At 60.5% G+C, this 22,013-nt stretch carries 15 protein-coding genes, 3 rRNA genes and 1 pseudogene; 11 read left to right on the top strand and 8 right to left on the bottom strand.

The window, feature by feature from the left end; genetic code table 11:
- Positions 1-182: 182 nt before the first annotated feature.
- From rrf to aptA, 5 genes are all read right to left on the bottom strand, one after another.
- Positions 183-298, bottom strand: a 5S ribosomal RNA gene (gene rrf / locus M1D87_RS03255).
- Positions 299-429: 131 nt separating this feature from the next.
- Positions 430-3,321, bottom strand: a 23S ribosomal RNA gene (locus M1D87_RS03250).
- A gap of 317 nt (positions 3,322-3,638) precedes the next feature.
- Positions 3,639-5,175 (bottom strand): 16S ribosomal RNA (locus tag M1D87_RS03245).
- The 16S, 23S and 5S rRNA genes sit together here, the layout of an rRNA operon.
- A 982-nt stretch (positions 5,176-6,157) precedes the next feature.
- The gene (locus tag M1D87_RS03240; protein WP_039614667.1) at positions 6,158-7,651 is read right to left on the bottom strand and encodes a CoA-acylating methylmalonate-semialdehyde dehydrogenase; all 1,494 of its coding nucleotides are present in this window, start codon (positions 7,649-7,651) and stop codon (positions 6,158-6,160) included.
- A 73-nt stretch (positions 7,652-7,724) separates the two neighbouring features.
- A complete protein-coding gene (gene aptA / locus M1D87_RS03235) occupies positions 7,725-9,071 on the bottom strand; it encodes an omega-aminotransferase AptA (RefSeq protein ID WP_013970744.1) in 1,347 nt (448 codons plus the stop codon).
- A 118-nt stretch (positions 9,072-9,189) separates the two neighbouring features.
- Here aptA and M1D87_RS03230 point away from each other — a divergent pair, with 118 nt between their 5' ends.
- The 5 genes from M1D87_RS03230 to M1D87_RS03210 all read left to right on the top strand — a co-directional run bounded on the left by M1D87_RS03230 (position 9,190) and on the right by M1D87_RS03210 (position 13,544).
- On the top strand, positions 9,190-10,107 hold the full coding sequence (locus tag M1D87_RS03230) for a LysR family transcriptional regulator (protein WP_013970743.1): 918 nt from the start codon (positions 9,190-9,192) through the stop codon (positions 10,105-10,107).
- Between the two features lie 90 nt (positions 10,108-10,197).
- Positions 10,198-10,860: a TetR/AcrR family transcriptional regulator gene (locus M1D87_RS03225; RefSeq protein WP_003257076.1), complete on the top strand. Its 663-nt coding sequence runs from the start codon at positions 10,198-10,200 to the stop codon at positions 10,858-10,860.
- 9 nt (positions 10,861-10,869) lie between these two features.
- Positions 10,870-11,454, top strand: a complete 585-nt coding sequence (locus M1D87_RS03220; RefSeq protein ID WP_016484768.1) for an IMPACT family protein — start codon at positions 10,870-10,872, stop codon at positions 11,452-11,454.
- A 369-nt stretch (positions 11,455-11,823) separates the two neighbouring features.
- Entirely contained in the window at positions 11,824-12,510 is a 687-nt protein-coding gene (locus M1D87_RS03215; protein WP_013970741.1) for an SDR family oxidoreductase, read from the top strand.
- An 86-nt stretch (positions 12,511-12,596) separates the two neighbouring features.
- Complete coding sequence (locus tag M1D87_RS03210; RefSeq protein ID WP_123085629.1) at positions 12,597-13,544, top strand: adenosine deaminase; 948 nt, start codon at positions 12,597-12,599, stop codon at positions 13,542-13,544.
- A gap of 31 nt (positions 13,545-13,575) precedes the next feature.
- On the opposite strand, the gene M1D87_RS03205 is transcribed toward M1D87_RS03210, so the two are convergent.
- Positions 13,576-14,289: an ArsR/SmtB family transcription factor gene (locus M1D87_RS03205; protein WP_013970739.1), complete on the bottom strand. Its 714-nt coding sequence runs from the start codon at positions 14,287-14,289 to the stop codon at positions 13,576-13,578.
- Positions 14,290-14,776: 487 nt separating this feature from the next.
- On the opposite strand from M1D87_RS03205, the gene M1D87_RS03200 reads away from it, so the two are divergent.
- Complete coding sequence (locus tag M1D87_RS03200; protein ID WP_075044510.1) at positions 14,777-14,974, top strand: hypothetical protein; 198 nt, start codon at positions 14,777-14,779, stop codon at positions 14,972-14,974.
- Here M1D87_RS03200 and M1D87_RS03195 read toward each other — a convergent pair.
- Both M1D87_RS03195 and M1D87_RS03190 read right to left on the bottom strand, forming a co-directional pair.
- On the bottom strand, positions 14,925-16,106 hold the full coding sequence (locus M1D87_RS03195; RefSeq protein ID WP_123085630.1) for a multidrug effflux MFS transporter: 1,182 nt from the start codon (positions 16,104-16,106) through the stop codon (positions 14,925-14,927). The two genes, M1D87_RS03200 and M1D87_RS03195, sit on opposite strands and share 50 nt — an antisense overlap.
- Positions 16,107-16,299: 193 nt before the next feature.
- The gene (locus M1D87_RS03190) at positions 16,300-16,497 is read right to left on the bottom strand and encodes a heavy-metal-associated domain-containing protein (RefSeq protein WP_003257072.1); all 198 of its coding nucleotides are present in this window, start codon (positions 16,495-16,497) and stop codon (positions 16,300-16,302) included.
- A 145-nt stretch (positions 16,498-16,642) separates the two neighbouring features.
- On the opposite strand from M1D87_RS03190, the gene M1D87_RS03185 reads away from it, so the two are divergent.
- The 5 genes and pseudogenes from M1D87_RS03185 (at position 16,643) to M1D87_RS03165 (ending at position 22,000) form a co-directional block, all read left to right on the top strand.
- Complete coding sequence (locus M1D87_RS03185) at positions 16,643-17,029, top strand: hypothetical protein (RefSeq protein ID WP_061303955.1); 387 nt, start codon at positions 16,643-16,645, stop codon at positions 17,027-17,029.
- Between the two features lie 52 nt (positions 17,030-17,081).
- Positions 17,082-19,481, top strand: coding sequence for a heavy metal translocating P-type ATPase (locus M1D87_RS03180; protein ID WP_061552084.1), 2,400 nt, complete (start codon positions 17,082-17,084; stop codon positions 19,479-19,481).
- Positions 19,478-19,888 carry a Cu(I)-responsive transcriptional regulator gene (gene cueR / locus M1D87_RS03175; RefSeq protein ID WP_023663456.1) on the top strand — a complete coding sequence of 137 codons (411 nt, stop codon included), beginning with the start codon at positions 19,478-19,480 and terminating at the stop codon, positions 19,886-19,888. The genes M1D87_RS03180 and cueR overlap by 4 nt, the downstream gene beginning before the upstream one ends.
- Before the next feature lie 168 nt (positions 19,889-20,056).
- Positions 20,057-21,094: pseudogene (locus M1D87_RS03170) on the top strand (cache domain-containing protein); the annotation flags it as partial.
- A gap of 138 nt (positions 21,095-21,232) precedes the next feature.
- On the top strand, positions 21,233-22,000 hold the full coding sequence (locus tag M1D87_RS03165) for a methyl-accepting chemotaxis protein (RefSeq protein ID WP_416150990.1): 768 nt from the start codon (positions 21,233-21,235) through the stop codon (positions 21,998-22,000).
- Positions 22,001-22,013 lie beyond the last annotated feature (13 nt).

Raw genomic sequence — 22,013 nt, 5'->3', positions numbered from 1 at the left:
ACCAGTGTGGGCGAGTCGAGGCGTCGAACCGCCGCGAAGCGGGCGACGTGGTGGATGGCACCGGCTATGCCGGTGTTCGCGGGTGAACCCGCTCCCACAGGGACTGCGTATGCCCAGGAATTTTTGCGCCATAAAGACAAAACCCCTACCTGCATACGCAGATAGGGGTTTTGCGAAATGAATCTTGACGATGACCTACTCTCACATGGGGAAACCCCACACTACCATCGGCGATGCATCGTTTCACTACTGAGTTCGGGATGGGATCAGGTGGTTCCAATGCTCTATGGTCGTCAAGAAATTCTGTTGCCAGAATGTCCAGATGGACAGCCCAGCGAATTCGGATATGCGATATTTGTGATGTTGCGAACTTTCGGTTGTTTCGTCTTCACCACCGCAATCTGCGCTAGCAAATTGCTTGGGTGTTATATGGTCAAGCCTCACGGGCAATTAGTATTGGTTAGCTCAACGCCTCACAGCGCTTACACACCCAACCTATCAACGTCGTAGTCTTCGACGGCCCTTTAGGGGATTCAAGATCCCAGTGAGATCTCATCTTGAGGCAAGTTTCCCGCTTAGATGCTTTCAGCGGTTATCTCTTCCGAACATAGCTACCCGGCAATGCCACTGGCGTGACAACCGGAACACCAGAGGTTCGTCCACTCCGGTCCTCTCGTACTAGGAGCAGCCCCTCTCAAATCTCAAACGTCCACGGCAGATAGGGACCGAACTGTCTCACGACGTTCTAAACCCAGCTCGCGTACCACTTTAAATGGCGAACAGCCATACCCTTGGGACCGGCTTCAGCCCCAGGATGTGATGAGCCGACATCGAGGTGCCAAACACCGCCGTCGATATGAACTCTTGGGCGGTATCAGCCTGTTATCCCCGGAGTACCTTTTATCCGTTGAGCGATGGCCCTTCCATACAGAACCACCGGATCACTAAGACCTACTTTCGTACCTGCTCGACGTGTTTGTCTCGCAGTCAAGCGCGCTTTTGCCTTTATACTCTACGACCGATTTCCGACCGGTCTGAGCGCACCTTCGTACTCCTCCGTTACTCTTTGGGAGGAGACCGCCCCAGTCAAACTACCCACCATACACTGTCCTCGATCCGGATAACGGACCTGAGTTAGAACCTCAAAGTTGCCAGGGTGGTATTTCAAGGATGGCTCCATGAGAACTGGCGTCCCCACTTCAAAGCCTCCCACCTATCCTACACAAGCAAATTCAAAGTCCAGTGCAAAGCTATAGTAAAGGTTCACGGGGTCTTTCCGTCTAGCCGCGGATACACTGCATCTTCACAGCGATTTCAATTTCACTGAGTCTCGGGTGGAGACAGCGCCGCCATCGTTACGCCATTCGTGCAGGTCGGAACTTACCCGACAAGGAATTTCGCTACCTTAGGACCGTTATAGTTACGGCCGCCGTTTACCGGGGCTTCGATCAAGAGCTTCGCTTGCGCTAACCCCATCAATTAACCTTCCGGCACCGGGCAGGCGTCACACCCTATACGTCCACTTTCGTGTTTGCAGAGTGCTGTGTTTTTAATAAACAGTCGCAGCGGCCTGGTATCTTCGACCGGCATGGGCTTACGGAGCAAGTCCTTCACCCTCGCCGGCGCACCTTCTCCCGAAGTTACGGTGCCATTTTGCCTAGTTCCTTCACCCGAGTTCTCTCAAGCGCCTTGGTATTCTCTACCTAACCACCTGTGTCGGTTTGGGGTACGGTTCCCAGTTATCTGAAGCTTAGGAGCTTTTCTTGGAAGCATGGTATCAACCACTTCGTCGCCTGAAGGCAACTCGTCATCAGCTCTCGGCCTTGAAATCCCGGATTTGCCTAAGATTTCAGCCTACCACCTTAAACCTGGACAACCAACGCCAGGCTGGCCTAACCTTCTCCGTCCCTCCATCGCAATAACTGGAAGTACAGGAATATTAACCTGTTTTCCATCGACTACGCTTTTCAGCCTCGCCTTAGGGACCGACTAACCCTGCGTCGATTAACGTTGCGCAGGAAACCTTGGTCTTTCGGCGTGCGAGTTTTTCACTCGCATTGTCGTTACTCATGTCAGCATTCGCACTTCTGATACCTCCAGCAAGCTTCTCAACTCACCTTCACAGGCTTACAGAACGCTCCTCTACCGCGTCATCAAAGATGACACCCGTAGCTTCGGTGCATGGTTTGAGCCCCGTTACATCTTCCGCGCAGGCCGACTCGACTAGTGAGCTATTACGCTTTCTTTAAAGGGTGGCTGCTTCTAAGCCAACCTCCTAGCTGTCTAAGCCTTCCCACATCGTTTCCCACTTAACCATGACTTTGGGACCTTAGCTGACGGTCTGGGTTGTTTCCCTTTTCACGACGGACGTTAGCACCCGCCGTGTGTCTCCCATGCTCGGCACTTCCAGGTATTCGGAGTTTGCATCGGTTTGGTAAGTCGGGATGACCCCCTAGCCGAAACAGTGCTCTACCCCCTGGAGTGATACATGAGGCGCTACCTAAATAGCTTTCGAGGAGAACCAGCTATCTCCGAGCTTGATTAGCCTTTCACTCCGATCCACAGGTCATCCGCTAACTTTTCAACGGTAGTCGGTTCGGTCCTCCAGTCAGTGTTACCTAACCTTCAACCTGCCCATGGATAGATCGCCCGGTTTCGGGTCTATACCCAGCGACTAAACGCCCTATTAAGACTCGCTTTCGCTACGCCTCCCCTATTCGGTTAAGCTCGCCACTGAATATAAGTCGCTGACCCATTATACAAAAGGTACGCAGTCACCTAACAAAGTAGGCTCCCACTGCTTGTACGCATACGGTTTCAGGTTCTATTTCACTCCCCTCTCCGGGGTTCTTTTCGCCTTTCCCTCACGGTACTGGTTCACTATCGGTCAGTCAGTAGTATTTAGCCTTGGAGGATGGTCCCCCCATATTCAGACAAAGTTTCTCGTGCTCCGTCCTACTCGATTTCATTGACAAGAGATTTTCGTGTACGGGGCTATCACCCACTATGGCCGCACTTTCCAGAGCGTTCCACTAATCTCAAATCAACTTAAGGGCTGGTCCCCGTTCGCTCGCCACTACTAAGGGAATCTCGGTTGATTTCTTTTCCTCAGGGTACTTAGATGTTTCAGTTCCCCTGGTTCGCCTCTTGCACCTATGTATTCAGTACAAGATACTCAGCTTATGCTGAGTGGGTTCCCCCATTCAGAGATCTCTGGATCACAGTCTGTTTGCCGACTCCCCAAAGCTTATCGCAGGCTACCACGTCTTTCATCGCCTCTGACTGCCAAGGCATCCACCGTATGCGCTTCTTCACTTGACCATATAACCCCAAGCAATCTGGTTATACTGTGAAGACGACATTCGCCGAAAATTCGCATGTTGCTCTTTCGAGCAGAACTCACAAATTTTACCTTAGCCTGATTAACCAGCAGTGAAACTGGTCATCAGTCTATATCTATCACATATCCGAATTTTTAAAGAACGATCTGACAAAAGTCAGAAATCAACATTCGATGCGAATGCTCATTTCCAAGTTCTGACCAGAAACAACACAAGACCCATACAGGATCTTGATCGTCTTCAACCATGAATCAAGCAATTCGTGTGGGAGCTCATCAGCAGGCTGATGTCGTCGATTAAGGAGGTGATCCAGCCGCAGGTTCCCCTACGGCTACCTTGTTACGACTTCACCCCAGTCATGAATCACACCGTGGTAACCGTCCTCCCGAAGGTTAGACTAGCTACTTCTGGTGCAACCCACTCCCATGGTGTGACGGGCGGTGTGTACAAGGCCCGGGAACGTATTCACCGCGACATTCTGATTCGCGATTACTAGCGATTCCGACTTCACGCAGTCGAGTTGCAGACTGCGATCCGGACTACGATCGGTTTTGTGAGATTAGCTCCACCTCGCGGCTTGGCAACCCTCTGTACCGACCATTGTAGCACGTGTGTAGCCCAGGCCGTAAGGGCCATGATGACTTGACGTCATCCCCACCTTCCTCCGGTTTGTCACCGGCAGTCTCCTTAGAGTGCCCACCATAACGTGCTGGTAACTAAGGACAAGGGTTGCGCTCGTTACGGGACTTAACCCAACATCTCACGACACGAGCTGACGACAGCCATGCAGCACCTGTGTCAGAGTTCCCGAAGGCACCAATCCATCTCTGGAAAGTTCTCTGCATGTCAAGGCCTGGTAAGGTTCTTCGCGTTGCTTCGAATTAAACCACATGCTCCACCGCTTGTGCGGGCCCCCGTCAATTCATTTGAGTTTTAACCTTGCGGCCGTACTCCCCAGGCGGTCAACTTAATGCGTTAGCTGCGCCACTAAAATCTCAAGGATTCCAACGGCTAGTTGACATCGTTTACGGCGTGGACTACCAGGGTATCTAATCCTGTTTGCTCCCCACGCTTTCGCACCTCAGTGTCAGTATCAGTCCAGGTGGTCGCCTTCGCCACTGGTGTTCCTTCCTATATCTACGCATTTCACCGCTACACAGGAAATTCCACCACCCTCTACCGTACTCTAGCTCGCCAGTTTTGGATGCAGTTCCCAGGTTGAGCCCGGGGCTTTCACATCCAACTTAACGAACCACCTACGCGCGCTTTACGCCCAGTAATTCCGATTAACGCTTGCACCCTCTGTATTACCGCGGCTGCTGGCACAGAGTTAGCCGGTGCTTATTCTGTCGGTAACGTCAAAACAGCAAGGTATTAACTTACTGCCCTTCCTCCCAACTTAAAGTGCTTTACAATCCGAAGACCTTCTTCACACACGCGGCATGGCTGGATCAGGCTTTCGCCCATTGTCCAATATTCCCCACTGCTGCCTCCCGTAGGAGTCTGGACCGTGTCTCAGTTCCAGTGTGACTGATCATCCTCTCAGACCAGTTACGGATCGTCGCCTTGGTGAGCCATTACCTCACCAACTAGCTAATCCGACCTAGGCTCATCTGATAGCGCAAGGCCCGAAGGTCCCCTGCTTTCTCCCGTAGGACGTATGCGGTATTAGCGTTCCTTTCGAAACGTTGTCCCCCACTACCAGGCAGATTCCTAGGCATTACTCACCCGTCCGCCGCTGAATCAAGGAGCAAGCTCCCGTCATCCGCTCGACTTGCATGTGTTAGGCCTGCCGCCAGCGTTCAATCTGAGCCATGATCAAACTCTTCAGTTCAATACTGCTTGGGTTTTTAAGAAACCCTAAACTTGGCTCAGCAATCTCAAATGACTATGTGATTTCTCGCATGGCCACTTGTGATGCTGATAATCTTTGTGACTATCAGTCCGTACTCACAAGCACCCACACGAATTGCTTGATTCGATTTGTTAAAGAGCGTTTGGTTAAGAGCGTTTCGTCTCAACCGAGGCGCGCATTCTACGCTTTCCTCATTTGCTGTCAAGCGTTTATTTTGAAGTTTTTGCGAGAAACTCGTTTAGCTTCAAACACTTGACTCGCTGCGATCTCTCGTAGCGGGAGGCGAATCATACAGCGTTTAGAAGCGCTGTCAACCATCATCTCAACCGCCGGCGATCATTTGATCGTAGCCCTTTCAACTTCGCCTCAACTATCTAACTCTTTGAAAATCAAGGAGTTTGTCGTTCCGGCGTCGCTGGAAGTGGGGCGCATTATAAGGGGATTCGAGAGGGCGTCAACCTTTAATTTCATTTATTTGAAATGTTCCAGGCGAAGACCTTATCAAGGCTACTAGGTGCTCGCCACAACACCTTCTGCGCCTATTAGATCGAGCGCCGCCCGCGCGGCGCTTCGCAGCACAAGGCTGCTCCTACATCTGTTTCGGGCCAGTTATTCCTGCGCCATTGGCGCGCGCACCCTGGGTGCATGGCTGGAGATTGATGAAGAGCAGCAGGCGCAACCTTCGATATTGAATGGAACAGACAAGGCGGTCGCGCGCGCCAGGCACAGGAGAGACTGGCCAGAAACAGATGTAGGAGCAGCCTTGTGCTGCGAAGCGCCGCGCGGGCGGCGCTCGATCTTGTAAGCGCCAGAGAACCTAAGGCAGGCATATTTCAAAGCCAATACCATCTCAAGACAGGCCCATAGCCGCCCTGACGCACATGACAACCAAAAGCCAAAACACCAAACCCCAAAAACAAAGCGGGGAGGCCTGTCGGCCTCCCCGCTTCTGCGTCATCCCTTACAAACTAGGGAACGCAAACTGCGAAGCCTCATGGCTGGCCCGCTGCGGCCAGCGCTGGGTAATCGCCTTGCGACGGGTATAGAAGCGCACACCGTCCGGACCATAGGCATGCAGGTCACCGAACAGCGAGCGCTTCCAGCCACCAAAGCTGTGGTAGGCCACCGGCACCGGCAGCGGTACGTTCACACCGACCATGCCCACTTCGATCTCGTCACAGAACAGGCGCGCCGCTTCACCGTCACGGGTGAAGATGCAGGTGCCGTTGCCGTACTCGTGATCGTTGATCAGTTGCATGGCCTGCTCCAGGCTGTTCACACGCACTACGCACAGCACCGGGCCGAAGATCTCTTCCTTATAGATGCGCATCTCTGGGGTCACCTTGTCGAACAGGGTGCCACCGACGAAATAGCCATCCTCATTACCGGCCACGCGGAAACCACGACCATCCACCACCAGCTTGGCGCCAGCAGCAACACCTTCGTCGATATAGCCCACTACCTTGTCACGGGCTGCAGCCGTCACCAGCGGGCCCATGTCCAGGCCGCAGGAGGTGCCGGCACCAATCTTCAGGGCCTTGATCTGCGGTTCCAGCTTGGCAATCAGGGCGTCTGCCACCTGGTCACCCACGCACACCGCCACCGAAATGGCCATGCAACGCTCGCCGCACGAACCATAGGCAGCCCCCATCAGTGCACTCACGGCATTGTCCAGGTCGGCATCCGGCATCAGCACCGCGTGGTTCTTCGCACCACCCAGGGCCTGCACACGCTTGCCGCGCTTGGTGCCTTCAGCGTAGATGTACTCGGCGATCGGAGTCGAACCGACGAAGCTCAGGGCCTTCACTTCCGGCGCTTCGATCAGCGCATCCACCGCTTCCTTGTCGCCATGCACCACGTTGAGGATACCCTTCGGAAGGCCGGCTTCCAGCAGCAGCTGGGCGATGAACAGAGTCGAGCTCGGGTCGCGCTCGGAAGGCTTGAGGATGAAGGCGTTACCGCAGGCGATGGCCAGTGGGTACATCCACAGCGGCACCATGGCCGGGAAGTTGAACGGGGTGATACCGGCAACCACGCCCAGCGGCTGGAAGTCGGACCAGGCATCGATGTTCGGGCCGACGTTGCGGCTGTACTCGCCTTTGAGCACTTCCGGCGCGGCGCAGGCGAATTCGACGTTCTCGATGCCACGCTTCAGTTCGCCGGCAGCATCTTCCAGAGTCTTGCCGTGCTCTTCGCTGATCATCTGCGAGATTCGTGCTTCGTTCTGCTCCAGCAGTTGCTTGAAGCGGAACATCACCTGGGCGCGCTTGGCCGGTGGGGTGTTGCGCCAGGCCGGGAAGGCAGCCTTGGCCGAGTCGATCGCTTCCTGCACGGTCGCGCGGCTGGCCAACTCGACCTTGCGCACGGCCTGGCCGGTGGACGGGTTGAAGACATCGGCGGTGCGCTCACCCTTGGTAACCAGTTCGCCATGGATCAGGTGCTGAACAATGCTCATGCAAAACTCCAGATAAAGAAGGTTGAGGCAGGCGCGCGATGCGTTCACGCGCCAGGCATCAGAATCGGAAAGATCAGTCGATCAGGTTCAGGGTTTCGCCCACTGCGTCGAACAGGCGGTCCAGCTCCTGCGGCGTGGTGTTGAAGGTTGGGCCGAACTGCAGGGTGTCGCCACCGAAGCGTACATAGAAGCCTTTCTTCCACAGTTTCATCGCCGCCTCGTACGGACGCACGATGGCATCACCGTCGCGGGCAGCGATCTGGATCGCGCCGGCCAGGCCGTAGTTGCGGATATCGACGATGTTCTTGGTGCCCTTCACGCCATGCAGCAGCTTCTCGAAGTGCGGCGCCAGCTCGGCGGCGGCCTGCACCAGGTTTTCCTTCTGCAGCAAGTCCAGCGCGGCGATACCGGCGGCGCAGGCTACCGGGTGGGCCGAGTAGGTGTAGCCGTGCGGGAATTCCACGGCGTACTCGGGGGTCGGCTGGTTCATGAAGGTCTGGTAGATCTCGCTGCTGGCGATAACCGCGCCCATCGGGATGGCGCCGTTGGTCACCTGCTTGGCGATGCACATAAGGTCCGGGGTCACGCCGAAGGCTTCGGAGCCAGTCATCGCGCCCATGCGGCCGAAGCCGGTAATCACTTCGTCGAAGATCAGCAAGATGTTGTGCTGGGTGCAGATTTCACGCAGGCGCTTCAGGTAACCCTTCGGCGGCGGCAGAACACCAGCCGAACCCGCCAGCGGCTCGACGATCACGGCAGCGATGTTGGAGGCGTCGTGCAGCTCGATCAGCTTGAGCATCTCGTCAGCGAGGGCGATACCACCCTCTTCCGGCATGCCTTTGGAAAAGGCGTTGACCGGCAGCACGGTGTGAGGCAGGTGGTCGACGTCCAGCAGCTGACCGAACAGCTTGCGGTTACCGTTGACGCCACCGAGGCTGGTGCCGGCGATGTTCACGCCGTGGTAGCCGCGAGCACGGCCGATTATCTTGGTCTTGGTCGCCTGGCCTTTCAGGCGCCAGTAGGCACGCACCATCTTCAGCGCGGTGTCGGCACACTCGGAACCGGAGTTGGTATAGAACACATGGTTCAGGTCGCCCGGGGTAAGTTCGGTGATCTTCTCGGCCAGCTGGAACGACAGCGGGTGGCCGAACTGGAAGGCCGGGGAGTAGTCCAGTGTGCCGATCTGGCGAGCCACCGCTTCGGTGATTTCCTTGCGGGTGTGCCCGGCGCCGCAGGTCCACAAACCGGACAGGGCATCGAAGATCTTGCGCCCCTGGTCGTCGAACAGGTAGCTGCCTTCGGCCGCCACGATCAGGCGTGGGTCGCGCTGGAAGTTGCGGTTGGCGGTGTAGGGCATCCAGTGCGCATCCAGCTTGAGCTGGCTGGCGATACCGGCGGGGGCGGTTTCGGGCATGTTCATCGGCGGTTCCTCGGAAGACGATTAGGCAACGATGGATGTTGTTGCAGCTAAATTGGCACGGCGATAAAGTCTGGAAAAGCCAACATTTCTAATCTTCAGACAGGCCCTGACTAAACTAATGAGCCGACGCCCCGATCCACTCGCCCAAGTCAGCGATTTTGACATCCGCCTGCTGAAGATCTACCGCAGTGTCGTCGAGTGCGGCGGCTTCTCGGCCGCCGAAAACGTGCTGGGCATTGGCCGTTCGGCCATCAGCCAGCAAATGAACGACCTTGAGCAACGCCTTGGCCTTCGCCTGTGCCAGCGCGGACGCGCCGGGTTCTCGCTGACCGAGGAAGGCCGCGAGGTCTACCACTCGGCGCTGCAACTGCTCAGCGCTCTGGAAAGCTTTCGCACCGAGGTCAACGGCCTGCACCAGCATTTGCGTGGCGAGCTGAACATTGGCCTGACCGACAACCTGGTGACCCTGCCACACATGCGCATTACCCATGCCCTGGCCGAGCTCAAGGACCGCGGCCCCGATGTGCGCATCCAGATCCGCATGATCGCACCCAGCCAGGTCGAGCACGGCGTGCTTGATGGTAGCCTGCATGTCGGCGTGGTGCCGCAGACCAGCCCGCTGTCGGGCCTCGAGTACCAGCCGCTGTACAGTGAGCGCTCGCTGCTGTACTGCGCAGTCGGCCACCCGCTGTTCTATGCCGATGACCAGCAGATCGACGACGACCGCCTCAACAGCCAGGAAGCCATCACCCCCACCTTCCGCCTGCCGGCCGAAATCCAGGCGCATTACCAGGCACTGAATTGCACGGCCAGTGCTTCGGACCGCGAAGGCATGGCGTTTCTCATCCTTACCGGGCGCTACATCGGCTACCTGCCAGACCACTACGCCACGTTCTGGGTGCAGCAAGGCCGCTTGCGTGCCCTCAAGCCCCGGGAACGCTTCTATGACCTGAGTCTCAGCTGGGTAACGCGCAAGGGCCGGCGGCCGAACCTGGTACTGGAAAGCTTCCTCGAAAGCCTGGCTGCGACACGCTGATGCCAGTCTGTGCCGCAAACGCTTGTCACTTCGGCACAGGCAGGTAATCTTGTCCGACAGCCGCAGCCACTGACCCGTACGGAATCGTCCATGACCCTAGAAGTCCCTGCGCATCGCCTCTCCGCCTCGGGCAAGCCCGCGGGCCGCATCCGCCAGAAGAACGAACAGGCCATTATCCAGGCCGCCGAAGACGAGTTTGCCCGCCATGGTTTCAAGGGCACCAGCATGAACACCATCGCCCTCAAGGCGGGGTTGCCCAAGGCCAATCTGCATTACTACTTCACCAACAAGCTGGGCCTGTACATTGCCGTACTCAGCAACATCATCGAGTTGTGGGACAGCACCTTCAACGCCTTGAGCGTCGACGACGACCCGGGCGAAGCCCTGAGCCAGTACATCCGCACCAAGATGGAGTTCTCCCGGCGCAACCCGCAAGCCTCGCGGATTTTCGCCATGGAAGTGATCAGCGGCGGCACCTGCCTGAGCGAATACTTCAGTGCCGACTACCGCGAATGGTTCCGCGGACGGGCCGCGGTGTTCCAGGCCTGGATCGAAGCCGGAAAGATGGACCCGGTCGACCCGGTGCACCTGATCTTCTTGCTGTGGGGCAGCACCCAGCACTACGCCGACTTCGCCACCCAGATCTGCCAGGTGACCGGCCGCAGCCGCCTGACCAAGCAGGACATGGAAGACGCGAGCAACAATCTTATCCACATCATTTTGAAGGGCTGCGGCATAAAGCCGGCTGCCTGATCGTCATTTATGCCTTCTACCTTGCTCGACCTCTGCGAGTATCGCGAGGAAATCCGCAAAAGCCGCTTCATCACCCTGGCCGGGCCGATCAGCAGTGCCGCCGACGCGATGAGTTTCATCGAACGCCACAGCGACCTGGCCGCCACCCACAACTGCTGGGCCTGGAAGCTTGGCGCCCAGTACCGCAGCAGCGATGACGGCGAACCTGGCGGTACCGCGGGGCGGCCAATCCTCGCGGCCATCGAAGCGCAGGACTGCGACCAGGTGGTAGTGCTGGTGATCCGCTGGTACGGCGGTATCCAGCTGGGCACCGGCGGCCTGGCCAGGGCCTATGGCGGCGGTGCCAACAAGTGCCTGCAACAGGCACCCAAGCGGCTGCTGGTGCAGCGCAGCGAATTCACCTGCAGTTGCAGTTTCAGCGAACTGGCGCTGGTGAAGCTGCGCCTGGCGGAGGTTGACGGCCTGGTCCTGGATGAGCAGTTCACCGCCAATGGCGTGGACCTGTTGATTGCACTCGGTGACGCCCACCTGGCGCCACTGCAGCAGCAGTTGGCCGACTTGAGCCGCGGGCGCATTCTGCTCGAAGCACGCTGAACATTGCCCACAACAACTGTGGGCCGGCCTGTGGATAAGCTTGGGGCATTCGCTTGCAGGCAGCATTAATCAAGGGCTACAGAGGCTTGATCATATTTTGATCACCATTTGATGACAGCCGCAAACCGTTGATGCTCCTGACGTTATCCCCAGGTCCACAGCCTGCGTAGCCCTGCACAGCCATCTGCGCTTGCACACAATAACTGTGGACCAGCTTGTGGATAACCCGTGCGCCAACAAGCCGAAGGCCACGCCCCACAAGGGCCTGACGCAACTGGTGATTTTTCGTACAGCCCACAACGAGGCGCTCGGCACCACAGTGCATTATCCTCAATATCCTTCTTCGAACCGATCACGGAGCGCATCCAAATGGCTAACGCAAAAACCGCACTCATCATCGGCGCCTCGCGCGGGCTGGGCCTGGGCCTGGTGCAACGCCTGCAGGAAGACGGCTGGACCATCACCGCCACCGTGCGCAACCCGCAGCAGCCCGGCGCCCTGGCGGACGTGCCCGGCGTGCGCATCGAACAGCTGGAAATGAACGACACGGCCCAGCTCGATGGCCTCAAGCAACGCCTGCAAGACCAAGTCTTCGACCTGGTGTTCATCAACGCCGGGGTCATGGGGCCTCTGCCGCAAGACCTGGAGACGGTGCAGAACAAGGACATCGGCGACCTGTTCATGACCAACGCCGTGGCGCCAATCCGCGTGGCCCGCCGCCTGGTCGGCCAGGTACGCGAAGGCAGCGGCGTGCTCGCCTTCATGAGCTCGATCCTGGGCAGCGTGACCATCCCCGACGGCGGCGAAATCTGCCTGTACAAGGCCAGCAAGGCGGCCCTGAACTCGATGATCAACAGCTTCGTCGTCGAGCAACAACGCCCCGACCTTTGCGTACTGGCCATGCACCCGGGCTGGGTGAAAACCGACATGGGCGGTGAAAACGCCGAGATCGACGTGCTGACCAGCACCCGCGGCATGCTTGAACAGATCAAGGCGCAAAGCGGCAACGGCGGCCTGCGCTTCATCAACTACAAGGGCGAACCCTTGGTCTGGTGATTCACCAGGTCGCAGCCTGGCCGTGCGCAATGCCCGGCCAGGCTCTGTAGAATGGCGGCAACCGTACCTGATCGAGATGACCCACCATGTATGACTGGTTGAACGCCCTGCCCAAGGCCGAACTGCACCTGCACCTGGAAGGCTCGCTGGAGCCCGAGCTGCTGTTCGCCCTGGCCGAGCGCAACAAGATCGCCCTGCCCTGGGCCGATGTGGAGACCTTGCGCGGTGCCTATGCCTTCAACAACCTGCAGGAGTTCCTGGACCTGTATTACCAGGGCGCCGACGTGCTGCGCACCGAGCAGGACTTCTACGACCTGACCTGGGCCTACCTGCAACGCTGCAAGGCGCAGAACGTGATCCACACCGAACCGTTCTTCGACCCACAGACCCATACCGATCGCGGCCTCCCCTTCGAGGTGGTGCTCAACGGCATCAACCAGGCGTTGAAGGACGGTCGCGAACAACTGGGCATCAGCAGTGGCCTGATCCTCAGCTTCCTGCGCCACCTCAGCGAAGATGAAGCACAGAAAACCCTCGACCAGGCCCTGCCATTCCGCGATGCGTTCATCGCCGTTGGCCTGGACAGCTCGGAAATGGGGCACCCACCGAGCAAGTTCCAGCGAGTGTTCGACCGCGCCCGCAGCGAAGGCCTGGTCGCCGTTGCCCATGCCGGCGAGGAAGGCCCGCCCGAGTACATCTGGGAAGCCCTGGACCTGCTGAAGGTCAAGCGTATCGACCACGGTGTGCGCGCCATCGAGGACGAGCGCCTGATGCAGCGCATCATCGACGAGCAGATCCCGCTCACGGTGTGCCCGCTGTCGAACACCAAACTGTGCGTGTTCGACCACATGAGCCAACACAACATCCTCGAGATGCTCGAGCGCGGCGTGAAGGTCACGGTCAACTCTGACGACCCGGCCTACTTCGGCGGCTATGTCACCGAAAACTTCCACGCCCTGTACACCCATCTGGGCATGACCGAAGACCAGGCCCGTCGACTGGCCCAGAACAGCCTGGATGCCCGGCTGGCCTGAATGACCTGACGGCGACATATCTGTGGCGCCGTCAACCTACCTGCAACGTCGGCACGCGGGCAATGCGATTGATCTGCTGGATACCCAACGCAGAAATATGCAATGCCCGCGAGTCCTCGGCCTCGCGCATCCAGCCAGATTGCAGGAACAGCCGGAACAAGGCCTGCCCCAGCACGCCGCCCAGGTGCGGCCCCTGGTCGTTCCACTCGGTGCAGCGGCAGATCACGCAGCCACGTTGCTGGTGCGGCGCCAAGGCATCGATGTAGACCCCGACCAAAGCCAACTGCGTCCGCCCCTCTTCGCTTACCATCAACTGCCGACCACTACCCTCCAGCCAGCCGGCCACCACCAGACGGTGATACAGCTCACCGGCCAGTTCCCCCCCCAAGTGATCGCCACAGCGACGCGCCCTGCGTATCGACATGGGTAGCGGTGATACCGGTGCCTTGGCCCGCTCCCCCCTGGCACTCTCCAACTGGACACTGGCCAGGGCCTCCACCGCTGCCCCGACTTGCGGGGTGGCCAGCCGGAAGTAGCGCTTGCGCCCCCGCGCTTCGTGTCGGAGCAAACCGGCCGACGACAACAACGAAAGATGAGCGCAGGCCGATGACGAGGTCAGGCCTGTCATTACCGCGAGCTCGTTGGCCAGCCGCGGCGTGCCATCGATCAATGCCCACAACATGGCACTGCGCTTGGGGTCGGCCATCAGGCTGGCAATCTGGCTGATACTGCTGGCTGCGTTCATGTCCCTGTAACTCCCTGCAAGTTCACTGTGTGGATGCGATGGCCACCCCTGGCAGGGAAGCGCCTCTCGCTGGCACTGGCCTGGTTCGCCAGTATAAGCCGCAAAAAACGCCATTAAGGCAGCGCCGCGCAGTGGTGCCACAGGCAAAATACCACTGGGTATGCCTACCCATGGCAGGCAGCGGAACAGTGCGTGAAAGCTGCCCGGACCGCGTGGACAAGCAGCCCGGCGCACATGGCAGGAGCCCGGGAACGACAGGCGGAAAAAACACCGGATGCAACTTCGGACGCGGCCGACAACCAGTTTCCACAAGTAGCGCAACCCAAAGCGAAGGTTCCACGTGCTTGCGGGCATTGCACCCCAAGCTGGAAAAAACATGTAGAAAACGTTCTTGCCGACCGTCAGTCAGGACACTGATGCAGGTCATGGCGGGCAGAAGGTGCAGCGCTACACTTCATCCGCTCTCCCCCTTTGGAGGTATGCCGCGATGAAAATTGTCGTCAGTGCATCGAGCCGAAACCCCGCTTGCCCCTGGCAGGTCCAGCTCGACCAACACGTGGTCAGTTTCCGCAGCGAGGCCGAGGCGCGTGCCTTCGTCGCCACGCTGGAAACCCGTCTGCAGGCACCTCACCCGCTTATGCGGGAGCCTTGGCCGGCAAGCGTCGGGTCAGCAGCGCGACACTGACCACCAGCGCCCCGCACAGGCTGATCACCAGCGCCATCGGCACCGCACTGCCATCATGCAGCAGCCCGACCAGCGCCGCTGCACCGGCGGCGACGCTGAACTGCAGGCAGCCCATCAGCGCCGAGGCACTGCCGGCCCGCGCTCCCTGCCCGCTCATGGCACAGGCAGAGGCGTTGGGGATGATGCAGCCGAGGCTGGAGATGCAGACGAACAGCGGTACCAGCAGTGGCCACAGCTGTGTTGGCCGCGTTGCCGCCACGGCCAGCAACACCAGGCCCGCAGCCAGGTACAGCCACACCGCACGCGCCAACAGAAATGCCGGCCCACGCTTGGCCAGCAAGCGTGCATTCACCTGCGCCACCAGGATGAAGCCGGCGGCATTGGTGCCGAACAACCAGCCGTAATGCTCGGCCGGCACGCCATAGAGCTTGATGAACACGAAAGGCGAACCGGCGATGTAGGCAAACATGCCGGCGATGGCGATACCACCGGTCAGGGCATGGCCGACGAACACCCGGTCAGCGAACAGGCGCAAGTACTGGCGCATGGCGCCAGACAGCGGTTGCCGCGGTATGTGCTCGGGCAGGCTTTCCGGCAGACCCAGGCTGACCGCCAACAGGCAGCCGGCACTGAACAGGCTCAGGGCGAGGAAGATCGATTGCCAGCCGGCCACGTTCACCAGCACCCCGCCCAGCATCGGTGCCAGGATTGGCGCCAGACCCATGACCAGCATCAGTTGCGAGAACACCTTGGCCGAGGCCACCGGGTCGCACTTGTCACTGACGATGGCCCGCGAAAGCACCATCCCGGCGCAACCGCCCAACGCCTGGACAAACCGCGCGAGCACCAGGGTATCGAGGTTGGGGGCATAGGCACAGGCCAGTGACGCCAGGGTGAACAGGGTCACCCCGAACATCAGCGGCTTGCGTCGGCCAAAGCGGTCAGCCACCGGCCCGTAGGCCAGTTGCCCGATGGACAGGCCAAGGAAGTAGGCGGCCAAAGTGGCCTGGACGTGTTTTTCATCGGTGGCGAACGCCTGCGCCATGGCCGGGAAGGCGGGCAGGTAGAAGTCGATCGCCAAGGGCCCGAACGCACTGAGTGCGCCCAGGATGAGCACCATTCGCAGGTTCATCAGGAATCCATAGCAGGCTAAGCAAGTGCTCGATTCTACCTGCTGTGGGCCCTATCGACATGAAAACATTTGCAACAATACCGAGCCTGGAGCGCCCCCTGTGGGAGCGGGCGTGCCCGCGAATCAGGCGGCGCGGTGGATGGCACCGGCTACGCCGGTGTTCGCGGGCACGCCCGCTCCCACAGGTCAGTATTCAGGCCGCCTCGACCTGATAACCTTCATCGCGAATGGCCGTGAGGATCCGCTCCTGAGCCAACTCGCTCTGCACCCGTACCTGCCTGGCCGCCAGATCGACCTCCACCTTGGCCGCGGCATCCTGCTCCTGCACTGCCCGGGTCACGGCTTTCACGCAATGGCCACAGGTCATGCCTTGTACATTGAACACTTGCATGGGGGTTACCTCCTTCAGGTTTTCCACAAGTCTCAAGCTTGCCATCGGGGCAAGGTCAAGACTTGCCGACACCAGCCGGGGTGGAAATCCGCGCGCGCGTCGGCCAAGCTGCGCCTTTGATGATCAGGCAAGCAGGAGATTCTTCATGTTCAGGGCAGCATTGGGCGTCGTCGGGCTATTGAGCACGCTGGCTGCAGTGCCACCGGCCAGCGCCGAGGGCAACTCGGACTACAGCGTGCTGATCATTTCCCGGGAGCGTCTGGAAGTGGCCACCAGTTGCGAGATCGGCATCTACCTCAACGACCAGCTCTCCGGGCGCGTGTTCCAGGAGCAGTCCACCTCGTTCAACCTGCCGCCCGGCCCGGTGGACGTGCGCCTGCGCCTGCTGCCCGGGCAAATGCCCGGCTGCGCCCCGGGTGTCGAGGACCAACGCAGCACGCGATTGAACCTGCAGGCGGGCCAGATCAACAAATACCGCATCGCCATGGGGCAATATGGGCTGGAGTTGAAGCGAGCCGGCCTGGGCTATTGACCTTACCTGCGTGGCAAGGTTGATGCTGGAGGCCTGTCCAAGGAGGAGAGCCATGCCCGCATCCACCACATACGACCTGCCGATCTCCGGCATGACCTGCGCCAGTTGTGCCGGCCGGGTCGAACGCGCCCTGCGCAAGGTCACCGGCACTGAACAGGTCAGCGTCAACCTCGCCACCGAACAGGCCCGGGTCCAGGCCCCGGCCAACAGTCTGCCCGCGCTGGTCGAGGCCATACGCGAAGCCGGCTACGGCGTGCCCACCCGCACCGTCGAACTGCAGATTGGCGGCATGACCTGCGCCAGTTGCGTCGGCCGCGTAGAGCGCGCTCTCGGCAAGCTGCCGGGTGTTGAACGGGTCAGCGTCAACCTGGCCAGCGAACGCGCGCACCTCGAAGTGCTCGCGGCCCTCGACGACAACCTGCTGATCGACGCCGTGCAAAAGGCCGGCTATAGCGCCAGCCTGCCGCAAGTCGCCAGGGACGACCAGCATGCCGCCCAACGCCGCCTGCGTAACGAACGCCTGGCGGTCGGCGCAGCATTGCTGCTCGCCCTGCCGCTGGTGGTACCAATGGTGGTGCAGCCGTTTGGCGTGCACTGGATGTTGCCAGCGTGGGTGCAGTTCCTGCTGGCCACACCGGTGCAGTTCATTCTCGGCGCGCGGTTCTACGTGGCCGCCTGGAAGGCCGTGCGCGCAGGTACCGGCAACATGGACCTGCTGGTGGCTTTGGGTACCAGCGCCGGCTACGGCTTGAGCCTGTACCAGTGGGCGCAAGCCCCCGCCGGCATGGCCCCTCACCTGTACTTCGAAGCTTCGGCCGTGGTGATTGCCCTGGTGCTGCTGGGCAAGTACCTGGAAAGCCGTGCCAAGCGCCAGACCGCCAGCGCCATCCGTGCCCTCGAGGCCCTGCGCCCGGAACGGGCCGTGCGCCTGGTCGATGGCCGGGAAGAAGACGTGGCCATTGCCCAACTGCGCCTCGGCGACCTGGTACTGGTCAAACCCGGCGAGCGCTTCCCGGTCGATGGCGTGGTGGAAGACGGCAGCAGCCATGCCGATGAAGCCTTGATCAGCGGCGAGAGCCTGCCGGTGCCCAAGCAGCCCGGCGACAGCGTCACCGGTGGCGCCATCAACGGCGAAGGCCGGCTGCTGGTACGCACCCAGGCACTGGGCACAGAAACCGTGCTGGCACGCATCATCCGCCTGGTGGAAGACGCCCAGGCGGCCAAGGCACCGATCCAGAAGCTGGTCGACCGGGTCAGCCAGGTATTCGTCCCGGCCGTGCTGGTACTGGCGCTGATCACCCTGGTCGGTTGGTGGCTGGCCGGCGCGCCGCTGGAAACCGCGCTGATCAATGCCGTCGCGGTACTGGTCATCGCCTGCCCCTGCGCCCTCGGCCTGGCCACACCCGCCGCGATCATGGCCGGCACCGGGGTCGCCGCCCGCCATGGCATCCTGATCAAGGACGCCGAAGCCCTGGAGCGCGCCCATGCGGTCAACCGCGTGGTGTTCGACAAGACCGGCACCCTCACCTCCGGCAGCCCACGCGTTGTCCACAGCCAGGCGCAGGTGGGCAGCAGCGCCGACCTGCACCGCCTGGCCGGTGCCCTGCAGCGCGGCAGCGAACACCCGCTGGCCAAGGCGGTACTGGATGCCTGTGCCGAACAGGGCCTGGACGTGCCTGGCGTTACCGACAGCCAGTCGCTGACCGGGCGTGGTATTGCCGGGCGCGTGGAAGGCCGCGAGTTGGCTTTGGGCAACCGCCGTTTGCTCGATGAAAGCGCCCTGCTACCCGGCGACCTGGCCGCCAAGGCCCTGGCCTGGGAAGCCGAAGGGCGCACCCTGTCATGGCTTGTCGAACGCGGCGCGCAGCCGCGTGTGCTGGGCCTGTTCGCCTTTGGTGACAGCCTCAAGCCCGGCGCCGCGCAGGCAATCGATACCCTGCATGCGCAACACATCAGCAGCCACCTGCTGACCGGCGACAACCGCGGCAGCGCCAAAGTGGTGGCCGATGCCCTGGGCATCGACGACGTGCATGCCGAAGTGCTGCCGGCCGACAAGGCCGCGACCGTGGCCGCGCTCAAGCAGGATGGCGTGGTCGCCATGGTCGGTGATGGCATCAATGATGCGCCGGCGCTGGCCGCCGCCGATATCGGCATTGCCATGGGGGGCGGTACCGACGTGGCCATGCAGGCCGCCGGCATCACCCTGATGCGCGGCGACCCACGCCTGGTACCGGCCGCCCTGGAGATCAGCCGCAAGACCTATGCGAAGATCCGCCAGAACCTGTTCTGGGCGTTCATCTATAACCTGATCGGCATCCCGCTGGCCGCGCTGGGTTACCTCAACCCGGTACTGGCCGGCGCCGCCATGGCCCTGTCCAGCGTCAGCGTGGTGAGCAACGCGCTGTGGCTCAAGGCGTGGAAACCCACCAGCAACACCCAGGAGGCCCCATGAACATAGGCCAGGCCGCCCGCCGCAGCGGGCTCAGCACCAAGATGATCCGTTACTACGAGTCCATCGGCCTGCTCAAACCCGCCACGCGCAGTGACAGCGGCTACCGCCTTTACCAGGCGGAAGACTTGCACAGCCTGGCCTTCATCAAGCGCTCCCGCGACCTGGGCTTTTCCCTCGAGGAGGTCGGCAAGCTGTTGACCTTGTGGCAGGACCGCCAGCGTGCCAGCGCCGATGTGAAAGCGCTGGCCATGCAGCACATCGATGAGCTGAACCGGCGCATCGAAGAGCTGGTGAGCCTGCGCGACACCCTTGGCGAACTGGTATCGCACTGCCAGGGAGACGAGCGCCCGGACTGCCCGATCCTCAAGGATCTGGCCAATGGGACTGCTGGTGGCTGCTGTCACTGAGCCACCCGCAACGCTTTTGGTATGCCATATACGTCCAAACACGACCGAATAGTCACCAACTGCGACTTTATCCAATAAATACGGGCGTTTCCCTACATTAAACCCGGATGCTGCCGATGCAATTGTTACCTGCCTCGTGTGTCGAAAATAACAAATCCGGGAGCGTCGATGAGCATCAAACAGAAACTGACCTGGGCATTCGCGGTCATCGCCGGCTTGCCCATCGTCCTAGTGGCCACCCTTGTGGTCCTCAACCTGCGTGGCGAAGCCCGCGACGGATTCCTCGATGGCAGCAGCCGGGAAATCCGCCAGGTCAGCAACGCGATGAACATCTTCTTCCAGGGCATCAACCAGAACGTCGAGTACCTGGCTGCGCAGCCGATGGTCGCCGCCACGGGTAGCGAACTGAACAAGTACATGAGCGCAGCCCCGTCCTATGAACTGGGCGAGCAGGCCAGCAAGCTGCTGGAGTTCATGACCCGCCTGGCCACCACGCATCCCAGCTATGCGTACCTGTCCTATGGGGTGAATGACGGTGGCTATGTCGGCTGGCCGGCCGGGCAGAAGTTCGTCAATTACGACCCGCGCACCCGCCCCTGGTACCAATTGGCCATGGCCAACCCTGGCAAAACCTTGCGTACCGGCGCCTACTACTGGGCTGCCGACGACGCCGTGCTGGTCAGCACCGTGCGCACCGTCGCCAACCAATTGGGCAACCCTGGCGGCGTGGTCAACGTCGACGTCTCGCTCAAAGGCCTTACCGAGATCGTCCAGCAGATCAAGCTGGGCGAAAGCGGCTACGTGCTACTGGTGGAAAACAACGGCAACGTATTGGTCGACCCTCGTGACGCCAAGCATAACTTCAAGCAACTGGCGAGCTTTGGCGACGGGTACGCCGAGCTGGCCAAGCACGGCAAGGGGCTGGCCGAAGTGGAGCTGAATGGTGTGCGCTACATGGCCAACATCTACCCGGACGAACAGCTTGGCTGGACCCTGATCGGCCTGATCGAACAAAGCGAAGTGATGCAGACCACCACCCGCCTGACCTGGCTGATCGGCGTGGTGGCCCTGGTACTGGCCGCGCTGTTCGCCGTGGTCGGTGCCACCTTCGCCAAGCTGATCGTACGCCCGATCAACAGCGTCACCAGCGGCCTGGAAGATATCGCCCAGGGCGAGGGCGACCTGACCCGCAACCTGGAGATCCGTGGCCGCGACGAAACCGCACAACTGGCCAGCTGGTTCAACCAGTTCCTCGGTGCCATTCGCAGCCTGATCCAGCACATCGGTGCTGCCGCCAGCAAGATCCTCAGCACCTCCAGCAGCTCGACCCGCGTTTCCAGCGACATGGCCGAAGCAGCAGGCCGCCAGCGCGAAGCGGTGGACATGGTCTCTACAGCCTTCCACGAAATGGTCGCCACCGCCAACGAAGTGGCACGTTCATGCAGCCAGGCGGCACAGTCGGCCGACAGCGGCCAGCAACAGGCCCGCGAAGGCCAGCAGCAGATCGATGCCGCGGTACATAGCGTTGACCGCCTGAGCCAGGAAATCGAGCAGTCGGCGCAGTCGATCCAGCAACTGGAGCGTGACAGCAACGCCATCCAGTCGATTCTCGGCACCATTCGCTCGATTGCCGAGCAGACCAACCTGCTGGCGCTCAACGCCGCCATCGAAGCGGCCCGTGCCGGCGAGCAGGGCCGCGGCTTTGCCGTGGTTGCCGACGAAGTGCGGGCGCTGGCCAAGCGCACTGCCGACTCCACCGCCGAGATCGACGGCCTGCTGGGCAACCTGGCCAGCCGCACTGCCGAAGTGGCCGCACAGATGCACGCCAGCCTGGAGGTTTCGCAGCAGTCGGTGAGCCGCATCGGCCTGGCCCGTGACAGCTTCGGGCAGATCCGCGAGTCGGTGGATGTGATCCGCGACATGAACACCCAGATTGCCACGGCGGCCGAAGAGCAGCACCAGGTGGCCGAAGACATCAACCGGCACATCAGCGAGATTCACGGCGATGCGCAGCTGGTGGCCGAACTGGCCCAGGCGGCGCGGATGGATTCGGAGAGCCTGGCCGGGTTGTCCAATGAGCTGGATGCACTGGTGCGCAGGTTCCGTACCTGATGTGTTGCCTGCG

It is taken from the genome of Pseudomonas sp. SA233 (assembly GCF_054792385.1).
Note: the sequence above shows the minus strand (reverse complement) of the source record. Positions and strands in the feature narration are given on the sequence as shown.

Coding starts and splice junctions, on each gene's coding strand:
- M1D87_RS03240 (WP_039614667.1), bottom strand. CDS start 7,651: ATGAGCATTGTTCAGCACCTGATCCATGGCGAACTGGTTACCAAGGGT.
- aptA (WP_013970744.1), bottom strand. CDS start 9,071: ATGAACATGCCCGAAACCGCCCCCGCCGGTATCGCCAGCCAGCTCAAG.
- M1D87_RS03230 (WP_013970743.1), top strand. CDS start 9,190: ATGAGCCGACGCCCCGATCCACTCGCCCAAGTCAGCGATTTTGACATC.
- M1D87_RS03225 (WP_003257076.1), top strand. CDS start 10,198: ATGACCCTAGAAGTCCCTGCGCATCGCCTCTCCGCCTCGGGCAAGCCC.
- M1D87_RS03220 (WP_016484768.1), top strand. CDS start 10,870: ATGCCTTCTACCTTGCTCGACCTCTGCGAGTATCGCGAGGAAATCCGC.
- M1D87_RS03215 (WP_013970741.1), top strand. CDS start 11,824: ATGGCTAACGCAAAAACCGCACTCATCATCGGCGCCTCGCGCGGGCTG.
- M1D87_RS03210 (WP_123085629.1), top strand. CDS start 12,597: ATGTATGACTGGTTGAACGCCCTGCCCAAGGCCGAACTGCACCTGCAC.
- M1D87_RS03205 (WP_013970739.1), bottom strand. CDS start 14,289: ATGAACGCAGCCAGCAGTATCAGCCAGATTGCCAGCCTGATGGCCGAC.
- M1D87_RS03200 (WP_075044510.1), top strand. CDS start 14,777: ATGAAAATTGTCGTCAGTGCATCGAGCCGAAACCCCGCTTGCCCCTGG.
- M1D87_RS03195 (WP_123085630.1), bottom strand. CDS start 16,106: ATGAACCTGCGAATGGTGCTCATCCTGGGCGCACTCAGTGCGTTCGGG.
- M1D87_RS03190 (WP_003257072.1), bottom strand. CDS start 16,497: ATGCAAGTGTTCAATGTACAAGGCATGACCTGTGGCCATTGCGTGAAA.
- M1D87_RS03185 (WP_061303955.1), top strand. CDS start 16,643: ATGTTCAGGGCAGCATTGGGCGTCGTCGGGCTATTGAGCACGCTGGCT.
- M1D87_RS03180 (WP_061552084.1), top strand. CDS start 17,082: ATGCCCGCATCCACCACATACGACCTGCCGATCTCCGGCATGACCTGC.
- cueR (WP_023663456.1), top strand. CDS start 19,478: ATGAACATAGGCCAGGCCGCCCGCCGCAGCGGGCTCAGCACCAAGATG.
- M1D87_RS03165 (WP_416150990.1), top strand. CDS start 21,233: ATGGCCGAAGCAGCAGGCCGCCAGCGCGAAGCGGTGGACATGGTCTCT.